Below are 22,196 nucleotides of genomic sequence, written 5' to 3' on the forward strand. Positions count from 1 at the left end.
ACTATCGACACTCGTCCCGGCTCCGGCGCTTGTCTGCGCCCGTTCGAGGCCGGCATCTCCCGCATTCCGTCTACTGCATCGTTCATGACTCCCACCTCCAACCCAGGTGATCGGACGACCGACTTCCTGCCGTATCTCGTCGCCGCGACATTTTTCATGGAGTATCTCGATACGACCGTGATCGCGACCGCACTCCCGCAGATGGCGGACACGTTCGGCGTCGGGCCGAATGCGCTGAGCCTCGGGATGACCGCCTACATGCTCGCGCTCGCGGTATTCATCCCGATCAGCGGCTGGATTGCGGATCGATTCGGTTCGCGGACGGTGTTCGGCAGTGCGATCGTCATCTTTACCGGTGCGTCGGTGTTGTGCGGCCTGTCCAACGGCGTCGGGACTTTCACCGCAGCACGGCTGCTGCAGGGCATCGGCGGCGCAATGATGGTGCCCGTCGGGCGGATGATCGTCGTGCGCAGCACCGAAAAAGCGCGCCTGATGCGCGCGATCGCAACGATTACGTGGCCGGGCATCGTCGCGCCGGTCGTCGGGCCGCCAATCGGCGGCTTCATCACGACGTATGCGTCGTGGCGCTGGATCTTCCTGCTGAACGTGCCGTTCGGCATCGCGGCGTTCGCATGTACCTGGCTGATCGTCAGGAACACGCGCGCCGACGAGCAGCGGCCGCTCGACTGGATCGGTTTCGTGCTCGCGGGCGCCGCGTTGACGTGCCTGCTGATCGGGACCGAAGCGGCCGGGCAGCAGGATGCGCAGTTCGCGCACGCCGCAGTGCTCGTGGGGGCGAGCGTGCTGTTCGGCGCCGCCGCGTGGGTCCATGCCCGGCGATGCGCGCATCCGTTGCTCGATTTCACCACGCTCGAGGTGCCGACGTTCTCCGTGACCGTGATCACGGGCTCGGTCACGCGGATCGCGATCAATGCCGTGCCCTATCTGCTGCCGCTGCTGTTCCAGATCGGCTTCGGCCTGTCGCCGTTCCAGTCGGGCCTGTTACTGCTGGCGAGCGCGGTCGGCAATCTCGGCATGAAGGCGGGGACATCCTGGATCCTCGATCGGTTCGGCTTCCGGCGCGTCGCGCTCGTCGACGTGACGATCGTCGGCCTGTTCACGATCGCATGCGGCTGGCTGACTGCGTCGACGCCGCTCGCGATCACGCTGCTCGTCGTGTTCGTCTACGGGCTGACGCGGTCGATGCAGTTCACGACGCTCGCGACGCTGGCCTACGCGGACATTCCCGCCCGGCAGACGAGTGCCGCGAGCACATTATGGAGCGCCGCGCAGCAGATGACGATCGGCATGGGGATCGCCTTCGGTGCGCTGGCGTTGCGCGTGGCGGCCTCGTTGCGCGGCGATGCGACCGGCGTGCATTACGTGCTCGAGGACTTTCGCTGGGCGTTCGTCGCGGCCGGCGTGCTCGCGCTGCTGACCTTGCCCGGCTATGCGCGGCTCGCACTCGACGCGGGAGACCGGCTGAGGGCAAGCGTCGCGAGAGGATAGCCGGGATCGCCTGCCCGATGCGCAGGCGACGCCCGCACTGATCATCCGCATGCTGCGGATCGAAACGTTCCGACGAATGACGTCCGTGGATGTCGTTCATTCGCCGTACGCAAGGGTAATTGTCGCGTGCGTGATCGGTCGGGTTCGATCACTGCGCGTCATGAAAGATGATGCCGACCGTATGGCGATGCCCCGATCGGATACGGCTCACGCCGTGACGCAGATTGACGCGATAGACGCCGCGCGTGCCCTGCACTGGCCGGCCGTGCACGGCGAAAATCACGGCGTCGCCCTGGGTCAGCGGGACCACTTCGGCGCGCGACTGCATGCGCGGCCGCTGTTCGGTCAACACGAACTCGCCGCCGGTAAAGTCCCGTCCGGGCGCGGACAGCAGGATCGCAACCTGGAGCGGGAACACATGTTCGCCGTACAGATCCTGATGCAGGCAGTTGTAGTCGTCCGGACCGTATTGGAGGATCAACGGCGTCGGGCGCGTCTGCCCCGCCGCGTGGCAGCGGGCGAGAAATTCCGAATGCGCCGCCGGGTAGCGGACATCGACGCCAAGGGCGGCATTCCAGCGATTCGCGATCGGCGCAAGGTGCGGATAGAGCGTCGAGCGCAGTGTGTCGACGGTCGCCGGCAACGGATAGGCGAAGTACTTGTATTCGCCGCGTCCGAAACCGTGACGCGCCATCACGACGCGCGAGCGGTACAGTGCATCGCGCGCATAGAGTGATGCCAGTGCGTCGCATGCGGGCGCCGACAACAATCCGGGAATGAGCGCACACCCGTGGCGGCCCAGTTCCGCTTCGATGGCGGGCCAGTCCAGCGTGTCGATGTGCTGGACGATGTCGCAGGCGCCGGGGCGCCCTGCATCCGGCGATGCGCGGAAGACGGGATGGAGCGGGAAAGTGGTGTCCGGCAGAGCAGAAGAGCGCATGACTGTATTCGCGACGAGGATCGAAAAGTCCAGTCTAGCGACGCCGCTTTGCGGATACGCTCCGCATCTTGCGCTCCAATCGACAAACGGCGCGCCGCCGAACCGCCGTTCCGCTCAGCCCACGGAACGAAACAGCCAGTACAACCCGCCTGCGAGCGCGATCGATGCAGGCAGCGTCAGCACCCACGCGAGCACGAGGCCGCGCACCGTGCCCCATTGCAGCCCCGACCCGTTAGCGGCCATCGTGCCGGCGACGCCGGACGACAGCACGTGCGTCGTCGAGACCGGCAGCCCGTAGACGTCGGCGGCGCCGATCGTCAGCATCGCGACGAGCTCCGCCGACGCGCCCTGGCCGTAAGTCAGGTGCTGCTTGCCGATCTTCTCGCCGACGGTCACGACGATGCGTTTCCAGCCGACCATCGTGCCGAGCCCCAGCGCGATCGCGACGGCAACCTTCACCCAGGTCGGGATGAACTTGGTCGCGTGGTCGAGCTGCTTGCGGTAGTTGTCGATCGCGAGCCGGTCGGCCGGCGCGAACGCCGGCTGTCCGGATTTCTCCATCAGCCGGATTGCTTCGGACACGAGGTACATCGTATTGCGAACGTTGTCGATGTCGCCCTGCGGCACCGCCGCCATCGAGCCCGATGCGCCGACCGCATGCGCAAGCGAGACCGACAGCTGCTGCACCGCGGGCAGCACGGCGGACGTCATCTCGCGATGCTGCACGTACCGCTCGACGTCGGCGCGCGGATTGGCGGACGGCGCGATGCCGTTTGCATATTTCGCGAACGTCATGGCCGCCTGGTTCGCCACCGCGACGAAGGTCTGCGATTCCGAGGGCGTCACGGCCTTGTTGAGCGCATAGGCGGTGGGCACGATGCCGATCAGGATCAGCATGATGAGCCCCATCCCCTTCTGGCCGTCGTTCGAGCCGTGCGCGAACGATACGCCGGTGCAGGTCAGGATCAGCAGGCAGCGGATCCAGAACGGCGGCGGCTGATCCTTCGGCGGCTCCCGGTACAGTTCCGGCACCCGCGCGACCGCCTTCAGCACGAGCAGCAGCAGGCCCGCGCACAGGAAGCCGACGATCGGCGAAAACAGCAAGGACTTGCCGACGCCGAGCGCCTGGCCCCAGTCGACGCCGCTCGTGCCGGACGGTCCGTGCATCAGCTGGTTCATCAACCCGACGCCGATGATCGAGCCGATCAGCGTGTGCGAGCTCGACGACGGCAGCCCGAAATACCAGGTCGCGAGATTCCAGACGATCGCGGCGATCAGCAGCGCGAACACCATCGCGAAGCCGGCGCCGCTGCCCACCTGCAGGATCAGCTCGACGGGCAGCAGTTGCAGGATGCCGAACGCGACGGCGCCGCTCGAGAGCATCACGCCGAGGAAGTTCCACATGCCGGACCAGATCACCGCGATGTTCGGCGTCAGCGAATGCGTGTAGATCACGGTCGCGACCGCGTTCGCGGTGTCATGGAACCCGTTGACGAACTCGAAGCCGAGTGCGATCAGGAGCGCGGCGCCGAGCATCAGGTACGGAAACAGCGAGCCTTCGCGGACCGGCGCAATGTCGGAGATCAGGTGCGTGGCAACGTAGACGGCGCCGATCGCAAGCACCAGCAGGACGACGGCGTAGCCGGCATGCCGGGTGCGGGCGAGGGACGCCTGATCATGCGCGGCGGACGAAGCGGGTTGATTCATGACGGCGTCTCGTAACGGAAACGCGTCCGATCCTAGCGTCGGCTTTCAGTCAGTTTGATGACAGGGCGGGCAGCGACCGGCATGTTCGCCCTTGATGCGGGACGGAACGGCCTGATTCGTTCGCATCTGGAAACAAACGATCGCGGACGGGGCGTTTTCGCCAGTCCCGTCGCGCGATCGCGCCGAGCGGCGTCTTGCCGCGCGCGCTTCGCGAAGCGCGGCAGCAGGCCGTGATTGATCGTATGCAGGGGAGGGCGGCCCGGGAGGCCGCCCGTTGCCGAGACAGGCGGGGCAGGCGGAGCGTTACGCGGTGCGTGCGCCGGGCGGCAGCGCTTCGCGCGGCGAGCCCGCATCGTCGGTGCCGACGCGCCGCGCGATCAGCCACACGCACACCGACGACAGGATCGCGGCGCTCGTGTACTGGAGCGCGAGCGGCCACCATTGCGGCGCGGTGTTCTGCGCGATCACGGTCGCGACGAGCGGCGTGAGGCCGCCGGCGAGCGCGCCGCACACCTGGTACGCGATCGAGATCGCCGTGTAGCGGATGCGCGCGATGAAGATGCCGCTGACGAAGCCCGCGACCACCGAGTAGTAGCCCGACTCCGCGAGCGTCGCGAGGCCGACGCCGACCGTGATCGACAGCGGCGTGCCGGCGTGCACGAGCGGCAGCATCACGAACGGCACGACGGCGGCCCACGCGCCGGTGATCAGCAGCACGCGCGTCGTGCCGAAGCGCTGCGCGAAGAACGCGGCCGCGAGCTGCACGACGAACTGCAGCACGGCGACGATCGTCATGCACTGCAGCACCATCGACCGGTCGAGCGACAGGAATTGCGTCGCATAACTGATCATGAAGATGTTGCTGAAGTACACGCCGGCGATCCCGTACACGTTCGCGCCGATCGCGAGCAGCAGAAGCGGCCAGTACTTGAGCGCTTCGCGCACCGGGTTCTGTGCGGTGTTGCCGCTCTTCCTGACTTCCTCGAACTCGGGAGACTCGGACACGCTCGCGCGGATCACGAAGCCGACCGCCAGCAGCACCGCGCTCGCGAGGAACGGCAGGCGCCAGCCCCAGCTCATCAGGTCGTCCTTCGACAGCGTGCTGATCGCGCCGAACGCGAGCATCGACAGGATCAGGCCGCTCGCGCTGCCGAGCTGCGCGAACGACGCGAAGAACGTGCGCTTGCCTTCCGGCGCGTGTTCGCCGGCGAGCAGCACCGCGCCGCCCCATTCGCCGCCGACCGCGATGCCCTGCAGCACGCGCATCAGCACGAGCAGGATCGGCGCGAGCGCGCCGGCCTGCGCATAGGTCGGCAACAGGCCGATGGCGACCGTCGACACGGCCATCAGCATCAGCGTCGCGAGCAGCGAACGCTTGCGGCCGAAGCGGTCGCCGAGATAGCCGAACATCACGCCGCCGAGCGGCCGCGCGAAGAAGCCGACGGCGAACGAGCCGAACGACGCGAGCAGGCTGATGAAACGGTTCTCGCCGGGAAAGAACAGCGGCCCGAACACGATCGCGGCGGCGGTCGCGTAGCTATAGAAGTCGTACCACTCGATCGTCGTGCCGACGAACGACGCGAGCGCCGCGCGCTTCGGTTGCTTGACGGAAGTCCCCATTTTTTATTGGCTCCTCTCGAATCCTCTGGATTGGAATATGTCGTTCTGTCGGAATCAGTCGCGGTACGTGACGCCCGGCAGCACGCACAGCAGCTCGTACGCGAGGTTCGCGCCGAGCAGCGCCGTGGTGCCGAACGGGTCGTACGGCGGCGCCACCTCGACGAGATCGCAGCCGACGATGTTCAGGCCCTTCGCGCCGCGGATGATCTCGAGCGCCTGCGGCACCGTCAGGCCCGCGATTTCCGGGGTGCCGGTGCCGGGCGCGTAGGCCGGGTCGATGCCGTCGATGTCGAAGCTGATGTAGACGGGCGTGTCGCCGATCCGTTCGCGCACTTCGTCCATCAGCGGCGCGAGGGACTTGTTCCAGCATTCCTCGGCCTGGACCACGCGGAAGCCCTGCTCGCGGCACCAGTCGAAGTCCTCGGCGGCGTAGCCGGTGCCGCGCAGGCCGATCTGCGTGACCTTGTCGCCGTGCAGCAGCCCTTCCTCGACCGCGCGGCGGAACGGCGTGCCGTGCGCGATCTTCTCGCCCATCATCGTATCGTTCACGTCCGCATGTGCATCGACGTGAATCAATGCAACCTTGCCGTGCTTGCGGTGGATCGCGCGCAGGATCGGCAGCGCGATCGTGTGGTCGCCGCCCAGCGTGATCGGCTTGCAGCCGTGCTTCAGGATCGCGTCGTATTCGACTTCGATACGGGCGATGGAATCGTGCAGATTGTAAGGATTGATCGCCACGTCGCCGATGTCCGCGACCTGCAGCGAGTCGAACGGCGCGGCGCGGGTCGCCATGTTGTACGGGCGCAGCAGCACGGATTCGGTGCGGATCTGGCGCGGACCGAAGCGCGCGCCGGTGCGGTTCGACGTGCCGAGATCGAACGGCACGCCGACGAAGCACGCGTCGAGCCCTTCGGCGCTCGGCACGTGCGGCAGGCGCATCATCGTCGCGATGCCGCCGCAGCGCGGCATTTCGTTGCCGCCGAGCGGCTGGAAACGGGTATGGTCGTTCATCTTGCGTCTCTTCCAGTGTAGGGGTGCCGTATCATTCGACGCGGCACCGGGCCTGTTCCCGCTAATAACGGGCTTGCGAACGTGCCTTGCCGGTCGCAGTGCAAGGAGCAAGGAGCGCCGTTTGGCCGCGCCAAACAAGCGACGCGCGACGCCGCAATGCGGCCGGCAAGGCGCGTTCCCCTGATCTTGAAAAAAACATTCGTGGGGCTGGCCGCCAGAAGGGCCGATCGCCGCGTCATGCTCCTTGCGAATACGCCCGGTATTCGCTGCGTCCCATTCCTTGCGCTCGGCCCTTCTGGCGGCCAGCGCAAGCCCGTTATTAGCGGGAACAGGCCCGGGGCACAGTTTTACGCGCTCCGAACGCAAAGAAGAATGCGAAGATATCGACGTAAACATCGATCTTCATCGATGTATGGAAGGGGAATGGCGTGCTGGGGAATCTGTCGACTCTCGATCTGCGGCTGATCCGCGTGTTTCTCGCGGTGACGGACGCCGGCGGCGTATCGGCCGCGCAGACGGTGCTGAACGTCGGGCAATCGACGATCAGCGCGCAGTTGTCGTCGCTCGAGACCCGGCTCGGCTACCGGCTCTGCGAGCGGGGCCGCAGCGGCTTCCGGCTCACGCCGAAGGGCGAGCGCTTCCATGCGATGAGCCGCAAGCTGCTGACGGCGCTCGACGAATTCGGGATGGCGGCGCGGCACATGGACCGGCAACTGGTCGGCACGCTGAACATCGGCCTGATCGGCCATACGCCGATCAGCCAGAACGCGCGGATCGCCGAGGCGATCGCCGCGTTCCGCACGCGCGACGAGGCGGTGCGCTTCTCGATCTCGGTGCGGGCGCCCGGCGATCTCGAGGAAAAGCTGCTGAGCGACGAGATCCAGATCGCGGTCGGCTATTTCTGGCACCGGGTGCCGTCGCTGCACTACACGCCGCTCTTCATCGAGCGGCAGGTCGCGTACTGCGGCCGCGGCCATCCGCTGTTCGCGCGTGCCGGTGCGCTGAAGCCGGCCGACGTGGCCGGCTTCGAATGGGCGTGGCGCTCGTACCCGCTGCCCGAGGCGCAGATGTCGACGACGCCCGACCGCGTGACCGCGACCGCCGACAACATGGAGGCGGTCGCGCTGCTGATCCTGTCGGGCCACCATCTCGGCTACCTGCCGCAGCACTTCGCGGCGCCGTACGTCGCGCAGGGGCTGCTCGCGCCGCTCAACCCGGAGCGGCTGCACTACGACGTCACGTTCCACATGGTGGTTGCGCGCAACGCGCGCGGCAATCCGCTCGTGCAGGCGTTTCTCGAGGATCTCGAGCACGCGCACCAGCCGCCCGACGCCTGAGCGGGCGCCGGCTCACGGCACCGGGAAGCCCCCTTCGCGCTTGACCTCGCGCAGCGACAGCGCCGATTCGAGCGACGTCACGCCCGGCAGCGTCCGCAGCGATTCGCGCAGGAACGTGCCGTAGTCGTCGAGATCGCGCGCGACGACCTGCAGCAGATAGTCGGCCGTGCCGGAGACGTTGTGGCACGACAGGATCCGTTCGATCCCGAGCACCTCTCGTTCGAACCGGTCGGCAACCTTGCGGTCGTGCGTCGCGAACCGCACCAGCACGAACGCGACGACGCCGAAACCGAGCGCCTTGCGCGACAGCTGCGCACGGTAGCGCTCGATGTAGCCGTCGCTTTCGAGGCGCTTCAGCCGCCGCGCGCACGGCGTTTCGGACAGGCCGACGCTGTCGGCCAAGCGCGCGATCGGCATGCGGCCGTCGCGCTGCACCGCGGCAAGGATCGCGCGGTCGGTTTTGTCGAGTTCGGTCATATGAGCGGAATCCATGGTTTGTCTGGTCAATTTTGGGGGAATCCGCTCTGCATGGCCAGACATGGACAGAATAAGGCCAATAATCCCTCACCCGTTGGCGGCACCATATCGTCATCGATGGACGGGGGCAGACCATGATTTCCACGCATTTGCTGTTGATCTACCTGGCCGCGCTGGCGGCAATCTACGCGGTGCCGGGGCCGGACATGGCGCTCGTGCTGCAGACCAGCATCGGGCGCGGCGTGCGGCCGGGGATGGCCGCGGCGGCCGGCCTGTCGCTGTCGCGCACCGCGCACGTGACGCTGTCCGCGTGCGGCGTCGCGGCGCTGATCCGCAGCGCGCCATGGCTCTATGAAGTGATCCGCTACGGCGGCGCGCTCTATCTCGCGTATGTCGCGATCCAGGTGTTCCGCTCGCCGGTGTTCGCGCTCGGCGACGGCGCCGCCGAGGCGGGCGAACTGCGGCAGGCGTTCGTGAAGGGGCTGCTGACGAACCTGCTGAATCCGAAGGCGCTGCTGTTCTGCTCGGTGCTGCTGCCGCAGTTCGTGCGGCCCGACGCGGGCCCGGTCGTCTGGCAGATGTTCGAGCTCGGCGCGCTGCTGGTGGCGGCGGGCGTGTGCTTCGACCTCGCGTGCGTGTTCGGCGCGTCGCGGATCGCCGCGTGGATGCGCGCGCATCCGCTCGCGCAGACCGTGCAGCGCTGGACCTTCTCCGCGGCGCTGATCGGCTTCGCGCTGCGCCTGTCGATGGACTGAGCAGGACGTCGCGGATCCGCCGTCCGCGACGCGCGTTACCCTCGCTGCCTCCCCCCCTCGCACCTGCCCCCGGTGACATACCGCAACCGCGATTCATCTGACTTGTTCTAAACTTCCTGTAAGTCGCCGCGCCGCTCTTGCGCGGCCGACCGGACGGAACCTTCTTTCGTCTGCCATATCCGATTTTCTGGCTGTTCCGTGCAACGCGGTACCAAGGAGGTCAACACATGGCAAGGCACCTTCACGCCGACCGTGAACCCCGAATCGTCGCCGAGTCCACCTGTCTCGGCCCGTGCGATCCGGCTGAGCGCATCCACGTCACGATCATGCTGCGGCGGCAGGAGGAAGCACGTCTCGATGCACTGCTTCAGCAGCTCGCGAGCGGCGACGCGGCCGCGAAGCCGCTGTCGCGCGAAGCGTTCGCGCAGCGCTTTTCCGCGAATCCCGACGATATCCGCAAGACCGAGGACTTCGCGCACCGCCACCAGCTGAAGGTGGAGCGGGTCGATCCCGCGGAAAGCGCCGTCGTGCTGTCCGGCACGATCAGGCAGTTCGAGGCCGCGTTCGGCGTCAGGCTCGAACGCTTCGAGCATCGGTCGATCGGCCAGTATCGCGGCCGGTCCGGCCCGATCGTGCTGCCCGACGAGCTGGGCGACGCGGTCACCGCGGTGCTCGGCCTCGACAGCCGGCCGCAGGCGCGGCCGCACTTCCGGCTGCGGCCGCCGTTCAGGCCCGCGCGCGGCGGCGCCGCCGTCACGTTCACGCCGCCGCAGCTCGCGTCGCTCTACGGCTTTCCGGCCGGAGACGGCGCGGGGCAATGCATCGCCATCATCGAACTCGGCGGCGGCTATCGTGCGGCCGACATCCAGCAGTATTTCCGCGGGCTCGGCATCGCGACGCCGCCGACGCTCGTCGACGTGAACGTCGGCAGCGGCCGCAACGTGCCGACCGGCGACGCGAACGGCCCGGACGGCGAAGTCGCGCTCGACCTCGAGATCGCGGGCGCGATAGCACCCGCCGCGAAGCTCGCCGTCTATTTCGCGCCGAACAGCGACGCAGGCTTCATTCAGGCCGTGAACGCGGCGGTGCACGACACGACCAACCGGCCGTCGGTGATCTCGATCAGTTGGGGCGGACCCGAGGCGATCTGGCAGGCGCAGTCCGCGCAGGCATTCGACCGCGTGCTGCAGTCGGCGGCCGCGCTGGGCGTCACCGTGTGCGTCGCGTCGGGCGACAGCGGCTCCGGCGACGGGCTGCAGGATGGCGCGCAGCACGTCGATTTCCCCGCGTCGAGCCCGTACGTGCTCGCGTGCGGCGGCACGCAGCTCGACGCGTTGCCGGGGCAGGGCATCCGCCGCGAGGTGACGTGGAACGACGAGGCGTCGGGCGGCGGCTCGGGCGGTGGCGGCGTCAGCACGCTGTTCGACGTGCCCGTGTGGCAGCAGGGGCTGGCCGTGACGCTCGCCGACGGTAGCCGCGCGCCGCTCGCGAAGCGCGGCGTGCCGGACGTCGCGGGCGATGCATCGCCGCAGACCGGCTACGAAGTTTCGGTCGCGGGCACGCCTGCGGTGATGGGCGGCACGAGCGCGGTGTCGCCGCTGTGGGCGGCGCTGATCGCGCGCATCAACGCGGCGGCGAATGCGCCCGTCGGCTGGATCAACCCGACGCTGTACAAGCATCCGGACGCGTTGCGCGACATCACCGCAGGCAGCAACGGCGCGTACGCGGCGGCGCCGGGCTGGGACGCGTGCACGGGGCTCGGCAGCCCGAACGGCGCGCAACTGGCCGCGATCCTGCCGCCGAAGCCGTCGAGCTGACGGCGGCGGTTGCCGCGCATCAGGTTGTCACGGGTTTCTTGCTTCCCCCCTTTACCTCGAGGAGCAGCACGATGGGCAACGATTCCGCATCTTCCGGCGGCGTGTATCCGCTGCATCACGGCGATCACAATTCGCACGCCGTGCCGCCGACCGTTAATCCGGTCGCGCTGAGCCACGGCCGCGACCAGCCGTTCTTCGATCCGGTCGCCTACGGCAACGGGCCGGACGACTCGGTGACCGACACGACCGAGGCGGCCGCCGTCACGCATCACGCGGTCACGATCGGCGGGCGGCGCATCGCGTACACCGCGACGGCCGGGCATCTCGTGACGGTCGACCCGAGCAGTTCGCTGCCGGACGCCAAGATTTTCTACGTCGCGTTCACCGAGGACGGCCAGAAGGAGGAAGCGCGGCCCGTGACGTTCTTCTATAACGGCGGGCCGGGCTCGTCGGCGGTGTTCGTGCTGCTCGGCTCATTCGCGCCGCGTCGCATCAAGACGTCGATGCCGGGCTTCACGCCGCCTGCGCCGTTCCAGATGGAGGACAACCCCGACAGCCTGCTCGACCGCAGCGACCTCGTGTTCATCAACCCGGTCGGCACCGGCTACTCGGCCGCGGTCGCACCGCACAAGAACCGCGATTTCTGGGGCGTCGACCAGGACGCGAGCTCGCTGAAGCAGTTCATCAAGCGCTACCTGACGAAGAACAACCGCTGGAATTCGCCGAAATACCTGTTCGGCGAATCGTACGGCACTGCGCGCAGCTGCGTGCTCGCGTACAAGCTGCACGAGGACGGCGTCGACCTGAACGGCATTACGCTGCAGTCGTCGATCCTCGACTACGGGCAGGCAAGCAACCCGGTCGGCGTGCTGCCGACCGCGGCGGCGGACGCGTGGTATCACCAGCGGCTCGGCGTGTCGCCGGCGCCGACCGACCTCGGCGCGTTCGTCGAGGAGGTCGCGCAGTTCGCGCGCACCGACTACCTGAACGCGCTGCGCAAGCTGCCGCACCCCGACCCGGCCGTGGTGCAGAAGCTCGCCGACTACACCGGAATCGACACGGCGACGCTGCTGTCGTGGCGCCTCAATATTGCCGGCGCCGACGCGCGCGGCAATTCGCTGTTCCTGACCACGCTGCTACGCGCGCGCGGGCTGGCGCTCGGCGAGTACGACGGCCGCGTGACGGGGATCGAGACCGGCATCGCGGGCAAGATCGATCCGAATTCGGGTGGCAACGATCCGACGATGACGGCCGTGTCCGGCGTCTATACGGCGATGTGGAACAGCTACCTGAACGAGCAGTTGAAGTTCACGTCGAACTCGTCGTTCACGGACCTGAACGACCAGGCGTTCCAGAACTGGGATTTCCGCCACATCGACCCGACCGGCGCGCAGCAGGGCGTCGACGCGAAGGGCGACGTGATCCTCTACACGGCCGGCGACCTCGCCGCCGTGATGGCGCTCAACGTGGACCTGAAGGTGCTGTCGGCGAACGGTTTCTACGATTTCGTCACGCCGTTCTACCAGACCGTGCTCGACCTGCAGCAGATGCCGCTCGAAGATGCGACGGTGCGGCAGAACCTGTCGGCGCGCTTTTATCCGTCGGGGCACATGGTGTATCTCGACGGCGGCTCGCGCACCGCGCTCAAGCACGATCTCGCGGCGATGTACGACAAGACGGTTGCCGATACCGGCGCGCAGCTGCGGATTCGTGCGCTGCAGGCGAAGAAAAGGGCGCCCGAGGTGGCCGGGCACGCGTGATCCGGCTGGCGGCCGGGCAGCCGGTGCGGCGATGCGAGGCGGCCGCGGCCGCCCGCTGAGTCGATCGTCCGGGCTTGGCCTGGCCGCACGCCGTCAGTCGCGGCGCTCGGGCCAGTCGAACGGCGTGTAAGGCAGCGCGCGCTTGTGCCGCGAGCCGTCGTAGAAACGCAGCACGGTCTCGTACGCGTGATCGCTGACCGGCTTGCCTTCGAGGAAGTCGTCGATCTCGTCGTAGCTGACGCCGTATGCGTGCTCGTCGGGGCGCAGCGGACGCAGCTCCTCGAGATCGGCGGTCGGCACCTTCATCACGATCGTCTCCTCGCCGCCGAGCGCGCGGGCCACCGCGCGCACGCGGCGCTTGTTCAGGCCCGCGAGCGGCAGGATGTCCGCGCCGCCGTCGCCGAATTTCGTGAAGAACCCCATCAGCGATTCGGCCGCGTGATCGGTGCCGATCACGATCCCGCGCCGCGCGCCGGCCACCGCGTACTGCGCGATCATGCGCTCGCGCGCCTTGATGTTGCCGTGCACGAAGTCCTGCTGCGCATGATCCGCGAACGTCAGCCCGCCGGCGACGAGCGACGCGAGCATCGCGTCCGCGGCCGGTTTCACGTCGACCGTCAGCACCTCGTCCGCACGAACGAACGCGAGCGCGCGCTGCGCGTCGGCTTCATCGTTCTGCACGCCGTTCGGCAAACGCATCGCGACGAAGTGCGCCTCGTAATCCTCCGCGCGCAGGCGTTCGACCGCGAGCTGCGCGAGCCGCCCGGCCGTCGACGAATCGACGCCGCCGCTGATCCCGAGCACGTAGGTCCGCAGGCCGGTCGAGCGCAGATACTGGGCGAGGAAGTCGACGCGGCGCGCGATTTCGGCATCGGCATCGAAATGCGGGGCGACGTTCAGTTCGGCGATGATCGCGCGTTGGCGGCTGGCGTAATCGGCGGAGGTCATGAAAGGGTTCCGGTACAGGATGCGAGGCGCTCATCATAAGCGCATTCGCGGGGGCACGCCTGCTGCATGCCCCTGTGAAGCGCGAACCTGGCGCCGCGCGAGCACGACGCCGGCCAGCGCCACGCCGAAACCGGCGAGCTGGACGGCGGCAAGCGTCTCGCCGAACAGCAGGTAGCCCTGCAGCGCGGCCAGCGGCGGCGCGAGGAACAGCAGCGACGTCGCGCGTGCGGCATTGCCGCGCCGGAGCATCCACATCAGCATCGTGACCGCGCCGCCCGACAGGAATACGACGCCCCACACGAGCGACACCCACAGCGCGGGCGCGCCGGTCCAGCGCGTCTCGTGCAGCAGCCCCGCGAACACGGCCGCGACGAGCGCCGCGCCGAGGTTCTGCACCGCGACGGCGGTGCGCAGGTCGCTCTGCGCGAGCTTCCCTTTCTGATAGAGCGAGCCGGCGGTGATCGAGCCGACCGCCAGCACCGACACCGTGACGACGAGCCACGCCGGCGCGGCGCCGGGCGGCGGCGCGACGCCGCCCGCGACCTTCGGCGCGAGCACCAGCGCGACGCCGGCGAGGCCGAGCGCCATCCCGAGCCAGCCGCGCGCGGGCAGCCGTTCGTTGAACAGCGGCACCGCGAGCACGGCGGTCGCGAGCGGCTGCAGCGCGCCGAGCAGCGCCATCACACCGGCATTCAGCCCCTGGGCGACCGCCCAGTAGCTCGCGCCGAGGTACACGCCCTGCAGCAGCGCGCCGGCGATCAGGTGGCGCGGCCATTCGCGGCGCGCCGGCCACCGCGCGCGCGCGGCGAGCGCGACCGCGCCGAACAGCACGGCGGTGCCCGCGAAGCGCGCGAGCAGGAACAGGTTGGGATCGGCGTAGGGCTTGATCGCCCGCGCGACGATGAAACCGGTGGACCAGAGTGCGACGAAGGCCGCGGCGACGATCGAGGTCAGCATGCAGGACGGGCCGCGGACGGCCGGATGGAATCACGAAGTCCGGCAGTATCCGGCGCCGCCGCGCCGGTGTCTTGTCGAATCCTGCAGTCGCGCGCGTGTCGTCGTGCGAACAGGCCTTAGTCGAGCGAGAAGGTGTCGAGCGGCTGGTTCGCGCTCGTTTCGTTCGCGAAGCGTGCGGCGAGCTGCTGATGGAGTCGGCGTGCCTCGTCGAGCGTCAGGTCGATCCAGTAGGGATCGCCGGCGGCGTCGTTGAGTCGTTCGGGCGGAAACTGGATTTCGAGCACTATGCCTTTGCGATACATCGCGCAAGCTCCCCTGGATGGTCGTTCATTCGGCGAAGCGCAAAGTGTAGCAATGCGCGGCGCGCCGATTCCCGCGCCGCCGGCAATTCAGAATTTCTCCGCACGCGATGACCGGCCGGCTTACACGCGGCCGTCAAACCGACGTACTACAATGGCGCGCTACTCATTCACTGGTCGCCTCGGGCGCGTCGCGAGATGCTGGCGGAACAACGTCACCAATTCATCCTGTCGGAACTCGGAAGGTCGGGCGCGCTGTCGGTCGCGGAACTGGTGCGCTCGCTCGACGTGTCGCGCGAGACCGTGCGTCGCGACCTGAACGCACTGGCGGCGCGCGGGCTGCTGGTGATGACGCACGGCGGCGCGCTGGCCGCGGACCGCCGCGAGCCGAGCCTGTCCGAGCGCGAGGCGGCCAACGCCGACGCGAAGCGCGCGATCGGGCGGCGCGCGGCCGAATTCGTGCCCGACGGCGCGTCGGTGCTGATCGATTCCGGCAGCACGCCGCATGCGGTCGCGCTTGCACTCGCCGACAAGCATCGGCTGGCGGTCTATACGAACGACTGGCGCACCGCGCTGGTGCTCGCGCGCCGCAACGGCAACCGCGTCACGCTGCTCGGCGGCGAGCTGTCGGACGACGAGGATGCGACGTTCGGGCTCGACACGATCCAGCAGCTCGCGCAATACCACGTCGACTTCGCGTTCGTCGGCGCGGGCGGCATCACGGCCGACGGCGAATTCACCGACTACTCGCGGCTTGCCGCCGAAGTGCGCAGCCGCATGATCGCCGCGGCCGCCACGGCGATCTTCGTCGCCGACCATTCGAAGTTCGGCCGCGTGACGCCGGTGCGGATCAACGGCACCGAAGCGGCGCGCTATCTCGTGACCGAGCGCGCGCCCGACAAGGCGGTGCGCCGCACGCTGGTCGCGCGCGGCATCGAGCTGCTCGTCTGCGACTGACGCGCGTACCACGACACACAAGATTCATCGAAGCGTCATCCTCACGGCAAAGCCGCGCGGAAGACTGACTCGTTCGACCTGGTCAGGCGATAAAGCCAAGGAGAACGACGATGTCCGTGAGCGTGCGCAGCTATCTTTCCCCGACGTTGGTGCTGCTGGCCTTCGACTGGCCCGGCGCGCAGGCGCGAGGCGACTTCCTCGGTTTCGCGATCAGGCGCACGCCGGGCTTCTGGTCGGCGGACGGGAGAACGCGCGCGCCCTATAGCTGGCTGCCGAACCGCCTGACGTTCGACGGCCCGGCCGCCGATACGCAGGGCGACGCGCCCACCGACCAGGCGCCGATCCAGAAATTCATGTGGTGGGACGCGCGGATCGACCCGCAGGACCGCGGCGGCGCATTCCGCTATGACGTGTATCCGGTCGTCGGCACGCCGGCGAGCCTGCAGGTGCTCGACGCGGAACGCGGCGTGTGCGACGTCGTGCTGCCCGCGCACGTCGAGGACGGCGTCGGCACATGGTTCAATCGCGCGGTGGTCAGCTCGCAGGCGTTCGCGAAGCAGGTCGCGGCGCTGCATCTCGCGCCCGGCGAGGCGCCCGCCGCAGATCAGGCGCTGAAGCTGCGCACGTGGCTCGCGAACGACATGGAGCAGGTGTTTGCACAGATGCTCGATCCCGCGTCGCGCGCGGTGTCGGCCGTCTATCACCTGACCGACACGCTGTGGGCGCTGCCCGCGTTCGACGCGTTCGGTCATGCGCACGGCGACGCGTCGCTCGCGATCGTCTACGACGCGCACGTGACGGCGCGCAAGGGCCGGCCGCCGCTGCCTTCGCCGAACCAGCCGGCCGTCGACGCGCTGCAAGGGCTCGCGACGCTCGCGCCGCGCGACCGGACGCACATCATGCACGACAAGTTCATCGTGACCGACGCAGCGGGGAGCGCCGCGCCTGCGCGCCTGCTGACGGGCTCGGCGAACTTCACGACCGAAGGCCTGACCGAACAGGCGAACGTGCTGCACACGTTCGATTCGCCGGCGCTCGCCGCGCTGTACAACGATCGCGCGCGTGCGCTCGCCGCGAATCCGCCGATCGCCGAGACGGCGCGGCTGTCGCCGGGCTGGTCGGAGCCGGTGACGGTCGGCGGCGCGCGGGTGCGGGTGTCGTTCTCGCCCGAGCCGGCCGGGCAGCGCACGCAGATCGACACGATCGTCGCGGCGATCGAGGCGGCGCAGCATTCGGTCGCGTTCTGCCTGTTCATGCCGACCGACGCCGCGTTGCGCGATGCGTGCTTCGCGGCCGGCGACCGCGGGTTGATGATGTTCGGGCTCGTCAACCGGATCAGCATCGACAGCGCGACGAAGGCCGATGCCGCGCAGCAAAACGGCCAGACGCTCGATGCGGCGACGCTCGCGAACCTCGAGCTGTACCACCGCGGCCGCGACCATCGCGACGTGATCGACGCGCGGTATTTTTCGCCGGCGACGGCGCCGCAGGGCTTCGAACCGGAGCTGCGGCTGTTTCCGGGCGAGCCCGCGCCCGCGTATCCGCCGGTCGTGATCCATCACAAGTTCATCGTGATCGACGCGGAAGGCGCGAACCCGGTCGTCTACAGCGGATCGGCGAACATGAGCCGCAATTCAGAGCAATACAACGACGAGAACCTGCTCGAGATTCGCGACGCGCGGATCGCCGCGACCTATCTGGCGGAATTCCTGCGGCTGTACGAGCACTACCGTGCGCGGGCGCTTGCGATCGACGCGAAGACGCGCGGCGCGTCGCCGCATCCGCGGCTCGCGCTGGCGCCCGATGCGAGCTGGGCGAAGAAGTATTTCGTGGCGGGAAGCCCGGAGGAGAAGGCGCGGGTTGCGCTGGCCGCGCCCGCGCCGAAGGGCTGACGCGGGCGTCGCGCGGCGCTATTCGGCGGCGACGTATCGCAGCACGGCCTCGGCGATCGTGTCGCGATGCCGCGCGCGCAGGCGCGGCGCCGACGGATCGCGGCCGAACGCGGCGCCGAACGTGTAGCGGTTCGACACGCGATGGAAGCAGAACGAGCTGATCAGCAGGTGCAGGTCGAACGCATCGACGTCCTTGCGGAACGCGCCGCTCGCGGCGCCGCGCTCGAGCAGCTCCTCGAGCGTCTTGATGATGCTGACGTTGCGGTTCTTGAACGACTTGAGCTGTTCGAGATACTTCGCGCCGTGGATGTTCTCGATCGATACGAGACGGACGAAATCGCGATGCTTGTCGTGATAGTCGAACGTGAACTCGACGAGCCGGCGCATGCCTTCGATCGGCTCCATGTCGCCGACGTGCAGTTCCTGCTCGAGCGCGCGGATGTCGCCGTAGACCTTCTCCAGCACGGCCTCGTACAGGCCTTCCTTGCTTTCGAAGTAGTAGTAGAGCATCCGCTTCGTCGTGTTCGTGCGCTCGGCGATCGCGTCGACGCGCGCGCCGGCGAGCCCCATCGCGGAAAACTCCTGCGTGGCGACGTCGAGGATGTTGCGCTTGGTCTGCTCGGGATCGTATTTGCGCCGCGCTTCGGACGGAACCGCGCGGTTGTCGGACGTGGCGGCCCTGCTTCCTGTTTTCATGTGACGTTATTGTGGCTTCACGGCGGCTTGGACAGGGCATTCTAGCATGTGGGAATTCGCTGCTTTGCCGACCTTTCGTTCTAGTCCGAAACTGTCCGGTAGCGCCGCGCAGCGCCCGGCGGGCCGCCGCGCGGGCGCTCGGTGGCGCTCAGCGGCGCTCAGTGGCGATATGCCGCGAGCGCGTCGCGCGCCTGATACGCGGTGTACGTGAGCTGCGCGGCGGCGAGCCCCGCGAGCCCGAACGTGCGGGTCAGGCCGAACGCGGCGAAGCCTGCCGGCACCGGCCGCTCGCCGGCCAGCGCGGCGGCGAGCGTTTCGCCGGCGACCGTGGTCGGCGCCATCCCGTGCCCGCCGAACGCGATCGCGTGCCAGACGCCGTCGGCGTCGCGGCCGATCTGCGGCATCTTGTGCCGCGCGTAGCTCATCAGCCCGCCCCACGCGTATTCGACCTTCACGTCCGCGAGCTGCGGATACACGCGCGCGAGGTCGCGCCTGAGCAGGCGGGCGATCGCGTCCGGGCCGCGGTCGAGCACCGAGATCCGGCCGCCCCACAGAATCCGCGTGTCCTGCAGCGGACGGTAGTAGTCGAACGCGAAGCGCGTGTCGTAGATCGCGTACGGCGCGTCGATCGCGTCGGCGAGGCGCGCGCCGAGCGGCTCGGTCGCGATCACGTAGGTCGCGATCGGCAGCACCGCGCGCTCGATGCGCGGCGACACGCCGCGCGCGTAGCCGCCGCCCGCGAACACGACGTCCTTCGCGCGCACCGCGCCCTGAGCGGTGCGCACGACGTAGCCCGCGCCGTCGCGGGCGATGCCGAGCGCGGCCGACTGCTCGTAGATGCGCGCGCCGCCGCGCGCCGCGGCCGCGGCGACGCCGAGCACGTACTTGAGCGGATGGAAATGGAACGCGTTGGGCTCGAACAGGCCGCCGTGATAGCGCGTGGTCTTCAGCCGCGCGCGCAGCGCGTCGGTCGCGACCGGCTCCCAGTCGACGTCGAATTCCGTCTTCATCAGCGTGCGCAGCCCGTCGAGCCGCGACGGATCGTCGAACCAGTTCGCGAGCATCACGCCGTGGTCGACGATGTCGCAGTCGATGCCGTAGCGTGCGATGCGCGCGCGGATCAGCTCGACCGCGTCGACGGTCAGCCGGTACAGGCGGCGCCCTTCGTCGCGGCCGAGCGTGCGCAGCAGGTCGGCGTTGTCGAGGCTGTAGCCGCCGAACACGAAGCCGCCGTTGCGGCCGGACGCGCCGTAGCCGACCCGTTCGCCGTCGAGCACGACGACGTCGCGCACGCCGCGCTCGACGAGCCCGAGCGCGGTGCACAGGCCGGCGAGGCCGCCGCCGACGATGCAGACCTGTGTGTCGACGGTGTCGGTCAGTTGCGGATAGGGCTGGCGGGAAACGGTGGCTTCGTAGAAATTCTGCATGCGATTCGATGACGGAGGAACGACGGAAACACATACGGCACGCGTCGATCTTGCCTGAACGCGCGCGCCGCGTCGAATGCGGGCGGTGCCCGAACCGGCGCCGGCCGCCGTCATGCGGCAGCCGGCGCGGCGGGCAAGGTCACGCGCCCGGCGTCGGGTTCGCCGGCCCGGCGACGTAGGCCGGATAGGCGGGGGCGGCGGCGGGCGCCGGTTCGGGCACCGCATTGCGCTCGACCCACGGCGCGATCTCCATGTCCTCGTAGCGGACCAGCCGGCATTTGCGCACGAGCGCGTAGCCGAGCCAGATCGCGAGGAAGAACGGCAGTCCGATGTAGGTCGCGGCGACGCTCACCCAGTCGATCCGGGCGGCGAAAAACGCCTGGTAGTCCTGGCCGAGCGCGACGACGACGCACAGCACGAACGCGAACAGCGGCCCGAACGGAAACCACTTCGCGCGATAGGGCAGCTGGTCGAGCCGGTAGCCCTGCTTCAGGAAGCCCTTGCGGAACCGGTAGTGGCTGACCGCGATGCCGAGCCACGTGATGAAGCCGGCCATTCCCGACGAGTTCAGCAGCCACATGTAGACGGTCTTGTCGCCGTACAGCGAGGTCAGGAAGCACAGCGCGCCGATCGCCGTCGTCGCATACAGCGCGTTGCGCGGCACGCCGCCCGGCGACAGCTTCGCGAACAGCTTCGGCGCGCGGCCCTCGACCGCGAGGTTGTACAGCATCCGCGTCGACGCATACATGCCCGAGTTGCCGGCCGACAGCACCGCGGTCAGGATCACCGCGTTCATCACGCCGGCCGCGAACGCGAGGCCCGCATGACGGAACACCAGCGTGAACGGGCTCACGCCGATGTCGGTCACGTCGCTTTTCAGCAGGTTCGGGTCGGTGTACGGAATCAGCAGGCCGATCACGAAGATCGCCAGCACATAGAACAGCAGGATCCGCCAGAAGATCTGGCTCACCGCGCGCGGGATCGTCGTGCGCGGGTTCTCCGATTCGCCGGCCGCGACGCCGATCATCTCGGTGCCCTGGAACGAGAAGCCCGCGATCATCGCGACGCCGAGCATCGTCGCCCAGCCGCCCGCGAACGGCGCATCGCCGATCGTGAAGTTGCCCAAGCCGGTGCTCGGGCCGCCCTGCATGATGCCGAAGATCATCAGCAGGCCGACGCCGATGAACGCGAGCACGGTCAGCACCTTGATCAGCGCGAACCAGTACTCTGCCTCGCCGAAGCCGCGCACCGACAGCGCGTTGAGCGCGAAGATCAGCGTGAGGAACAGCGCGCTCCACCAGACGCCCGGCACGTGCGGGAACCAGTAGTTCATCACGAGCTGCGCGGCCACCAGCTCGACCGCGAGCGTCACCGCCCAGCTGTACCAGTAGTTCCAGCCGAGCGCGAAGCCGAAGCCTTCGTCGACGAATTTCGCGCCGTAGGTCGCGAACGAGCCCGACACCGGCATGAACGATGCCATCTCGCCGAGGCTCGTCATCAGGAAGTAGACCATCAGGCCGATCACCATGTACGCGATCATCGCGCCGCCGGGGCCGGCCTGCGAGATCGACGCGCCGGACGCGACGAACAGGCCGGTGCCGATCGAGCCGCCGATCGCGATCATGCGCAGGTGGCGCGCCTGCAGGCTGCGGTGGAGATGGGGCTGGGATGCGCGCGAGCCGGCCGGGCTCGCGGAATCGGGGTGGGAATCTGGGCGCATGGGTGTTGGGCGCTGTCTCCGGGATTGTTTTGAGGAGACGAAGCGCGGCATGTCCGCCCGCCGCCTCTGCCGGGCGGCGTCGACACGCGCGGCTCGGGGTGACCGGCCGGGATGCATGTCGACTTCGTCTGAGGTCCGGCCGCGCCCGGCAATGCGGGACATGGCGGCCATCGGTGCGTCGGGTGCTGTGCCGCACGCCTTGACGCTGGTCAAATTGTGTGGGGTCGAAGCGCAAGCGGCAAACGATATTTCCGAACTAGTTGATGCGTCTTCATCATCAAGTGATGATGCACCGCAGCGTGCGCCGAAGTCGCGCGGCCGGCCGTGCCGCAAGGCTTTTGACGCGTCCGATTCGCACTCGGGAAAG

At 68.5% G+C, this 22,196-nt stretch carries 18 protein-coding genes; 7 read left to right on the forward strand and 11 right to left on the reverse strand.

The features are described 5' to 3' along the window. Positions 1-84 precede the first annotated feature (84 nt). Positions 85-1,509 carry a DHA2 family efflux MFS transporter permease subunit gene (locus tag HWX31_RS21350; RefSeq protein WP_174963899.1) on the forward strand — a complete coding sequence of 475 codons (1,425 nt, stop codon included), beginning with the start codon at positions 85-87 and terminating at the stop codon, positions 1,507-1,509. A 148-nt stretch (positions 1,510-1,657) separates the two neighbouring features. Here HWX31_RS21350 and HWX31_RS21355 read toward each other — a convergent pair whose 3' ends face one another. From HWX31_RS21355 to speB, 4 genes are all read right to left on the reverse strand, one after another. Further along, positions 1,658-2,449 (reverse strand): 2OG-Fe(II) oxygenase, encoded by a 792-nt coding sequence (locus tag HWX31_RS21355; protein WP_244143794.1) that lies wholly within the window; start codon positions 2,447-2,449, stop codon positions 1,658-1,660. 114 nt (positions 2,450-2,563) lie between these two features. Beyond that, a complete protein-coding gene (locus HWX31_RS21360; protein WP_174963900.1) occupies positions 2,564-4,156 on the reverse strand; it encodes an inorganic phosphate transporter in 1,593 nt (530 codons plus the stop codon). 303 nt (positions 4,157-4,459) lie between these two features. After that, complete coding sequence (locus HWX31_RS21365) at positions 4,460-5,776, reverse strand: MFS transporter (RefSeq protein ID WP_174963901.1); 1,317 nt, start codon at positions 5,774-5,776, stop codon at positions 4,460-4,462. Between the two features lie 54 nt (positions 5,777-5,830). Continuing rightward, positions 5,831-6,787: an agmatinase gene (speB, locus tag HWX31_RS21370; protein WP_059536069.1), complete on the reverse strand. Its 957-nt coding sequence runs from the start codon at positions 6,785-6,787 to the stop codon at positions 5,831-5,833. 428 nt (positions 6,788-7,215) lie between these two features. Between speB and HWX31_RS21375 the strand changes: the two genes are divergently transcribed. After that, positions 7,216-8,124 (forward strand): LysR family transcriptional regulator, encoded by a 909-nt coding sequence (locus tag HWX31_RS21375; protein ID WP_042588659.1) that lies wholly within the window; start codon positions 7,216-7,218, stop codon positions 8,122-8,124. 12 nt (positions 8,125-8,136) lie between these two features. Here the strand turns inward: HWX31_RS21375 and HWX31_RS21380 are convergent, their stop codons facing one another. Then, positions 8,137-8,601, reverse strand: a complete 465-nt coding sequence (locus HWX31_RS21380; RefSeq protein ID WP_059611869.1) for an Lrp/AsnC family transcriptional regulator — start codon at positions 8,599-8,601, stop codon at positions 8,137-8,139. Positions 8,602-8,735: 134 nt separating this feature from the next. On the opposite strand from HWX31_RS21380, the gene HWX31_RS21385 reads away from it, so the two are divergent. The 3 genes from HWX31_RS21385 (at position 8,736) to HWX31_RS21395 (ending at position 12,933) form a co-directional block, all read left to right on the forward strand. Continuing rightward, on the forward strand, positions 8,736-9,356 hold the full coding sequence (locus HWX31_RS21385; protein ID WP_042588657.1) for a LysE family translocator: 621 nt from the start codon (positions 8,736-8,738) through the stop codon (positions 9,354-9,356). 227 nt (positions 9,357-9,583) lie between these two features. After that, on the forward strand, positions 9,584-11,173 hold the full coding sequence (locus HWX31_RS21390; protein ID WP_174963902.1) for a S53 family peptidase: 1,590 nt from the start codon (positions 9,584-9,586) through the stop codon (positions 11,171-11,173). A 71-nt stretch (positions 11,174-11,244) separates the two neighbouring features. Further along, positions 11,245-12,933, forward strand: a complete 1,689-nt coding sequence (locus HWX31_RS21395) for a S10 family peptidase (protein WP_174963903.1) — start codon at positions 11,245-11,247, stop codon at positions 12,931-12,933. A 93-nt stretch (positions 12,934-13,026) separates the two neighbouring features. Here the strand turns inward: HWX31_RS21395 and nadE are convergent, their stop codons facing one another. The 3 genes from nadE to HWX31_RS21410 all read right to left on the reverse strand — a co-directional run bounded on the left by nadE (position 13,027) and on the right by HWX31_RS21410 (position 15,140). Further along, positions 13,027-13,881, reverse strand: coding sequence for an ammonia-dependent NAD(+) synthetase (gene nadE, locus HWX31_RS21400; RefSeq protein ID WP_174963904.1), 855 nt, complete (start codon positions 13,879-13,881; stop codon positions 13,027-13,029). Positions 13,882-13,914: 33 nt separating this feature from the next. Next, complete coding sequence (locus tag HWX31_RS21405) at positions 13,915-14,838, reverse strand: DMT family transporter (protein WP_174963905.1); 924 nt, start codon at positions 14,836-14,838, stop codon at positions 13,915-13,917. A gap of 116 nt (positions 14,839-14,954) precedes the next feature. After that, positions 14,955-15,140 (reverse strand): hypothetical protein, encoded by a 186-nt coding sequence (locus tag HWX31_RS21410; RefSeq protein WP_045563987.1) that lies wholly within the window; start codon positions 15,138-15,140, stop codon positions 14,955-14,957. Positions 15,141-15,335: 195 nt separating this feature from the next. Between HWX31_RS21410 and HWX31_RS21415 the strand changes: the two genes are divergently transcribed. Both HWX31_RS21415 and HWX31_RS21420 read left to right on the forward strand, forming a co-directional pair. After that, a complete protein-coding gene (locus HWX31_RS21415) occupies positions 15,336-16,094 on the forward strand; it encodes a DeoR/GlpR family DNA-binding transcription regulator (protein ID WP_059611883.1) in 759 nt (252 codons plus the stop codon). 110 nt (positions 16,095-16,204) lie between these two features. Next, entirely contained in the window at positions 16,205-17,986 is a 1,782-nt protein-coding gene (locus HWX31_RS21420) for a phospholipase D-like domain-containing protein (RefSeq protein WP_174963906.1), read from the forward strand. A gap of 18 nt (positions 17,987-18,004) precedes the next feature. Here HWX31_RS21420 and HWX31_RS21425 read toward each other — a convergent pair whose 3' ends face one another. From HWX31_RS21425 to HWX31_RS21435, 3 genes are all read right to left on the reverse strand, one after another. Next, positions 18,005-18,682 carry a TetR/AcrR family transcriptional regulator gene (locus tag HWX31_RS21425; protein WP_059611887.1) on the reverse strand — a complete coding sequence of 226 codons (678 nt, stop codon included), beginning with the start codon at positions 18,680-18,682 and terminating at the stop codon, positions 18,005-18,007. Between the two features lie 158 nt (positions 18,683-18,840). Further along, a complete protein-coding gene (locus tag HWX31_RS21430; protein WP_174963907.1) occupies positions 18,841-20,109 on the reverse strand; it encodes an NAD(P)/FAD-dependent oxidoreductase in 1,269 nt (422 codons plus the stop codon). A gap of 139 nt (positions 20,110-20,248) precedes the next feature. After that, complete coding sequence (locus tag HWX31_RS21435; protein WP_174963908.1) at positions 20,249-21,829, reverse strand: amino acid permease; 1,581 nt, start codon at positions 21,827-21,829, stop codon at positions 20,249-20,251. Positions 21,830-22,196 lie beyond the last annotated feature (367 nt).

It is taken from the genome of Burkholderia ubonensis (assembly GCF_902833085.1).
GTDB lineage: Bacteria > Pseudomonadota > Gammaproteobacteria > Burkholderiales > Burkholderiaceae > Burkholderia > Burkholderia ubonensis.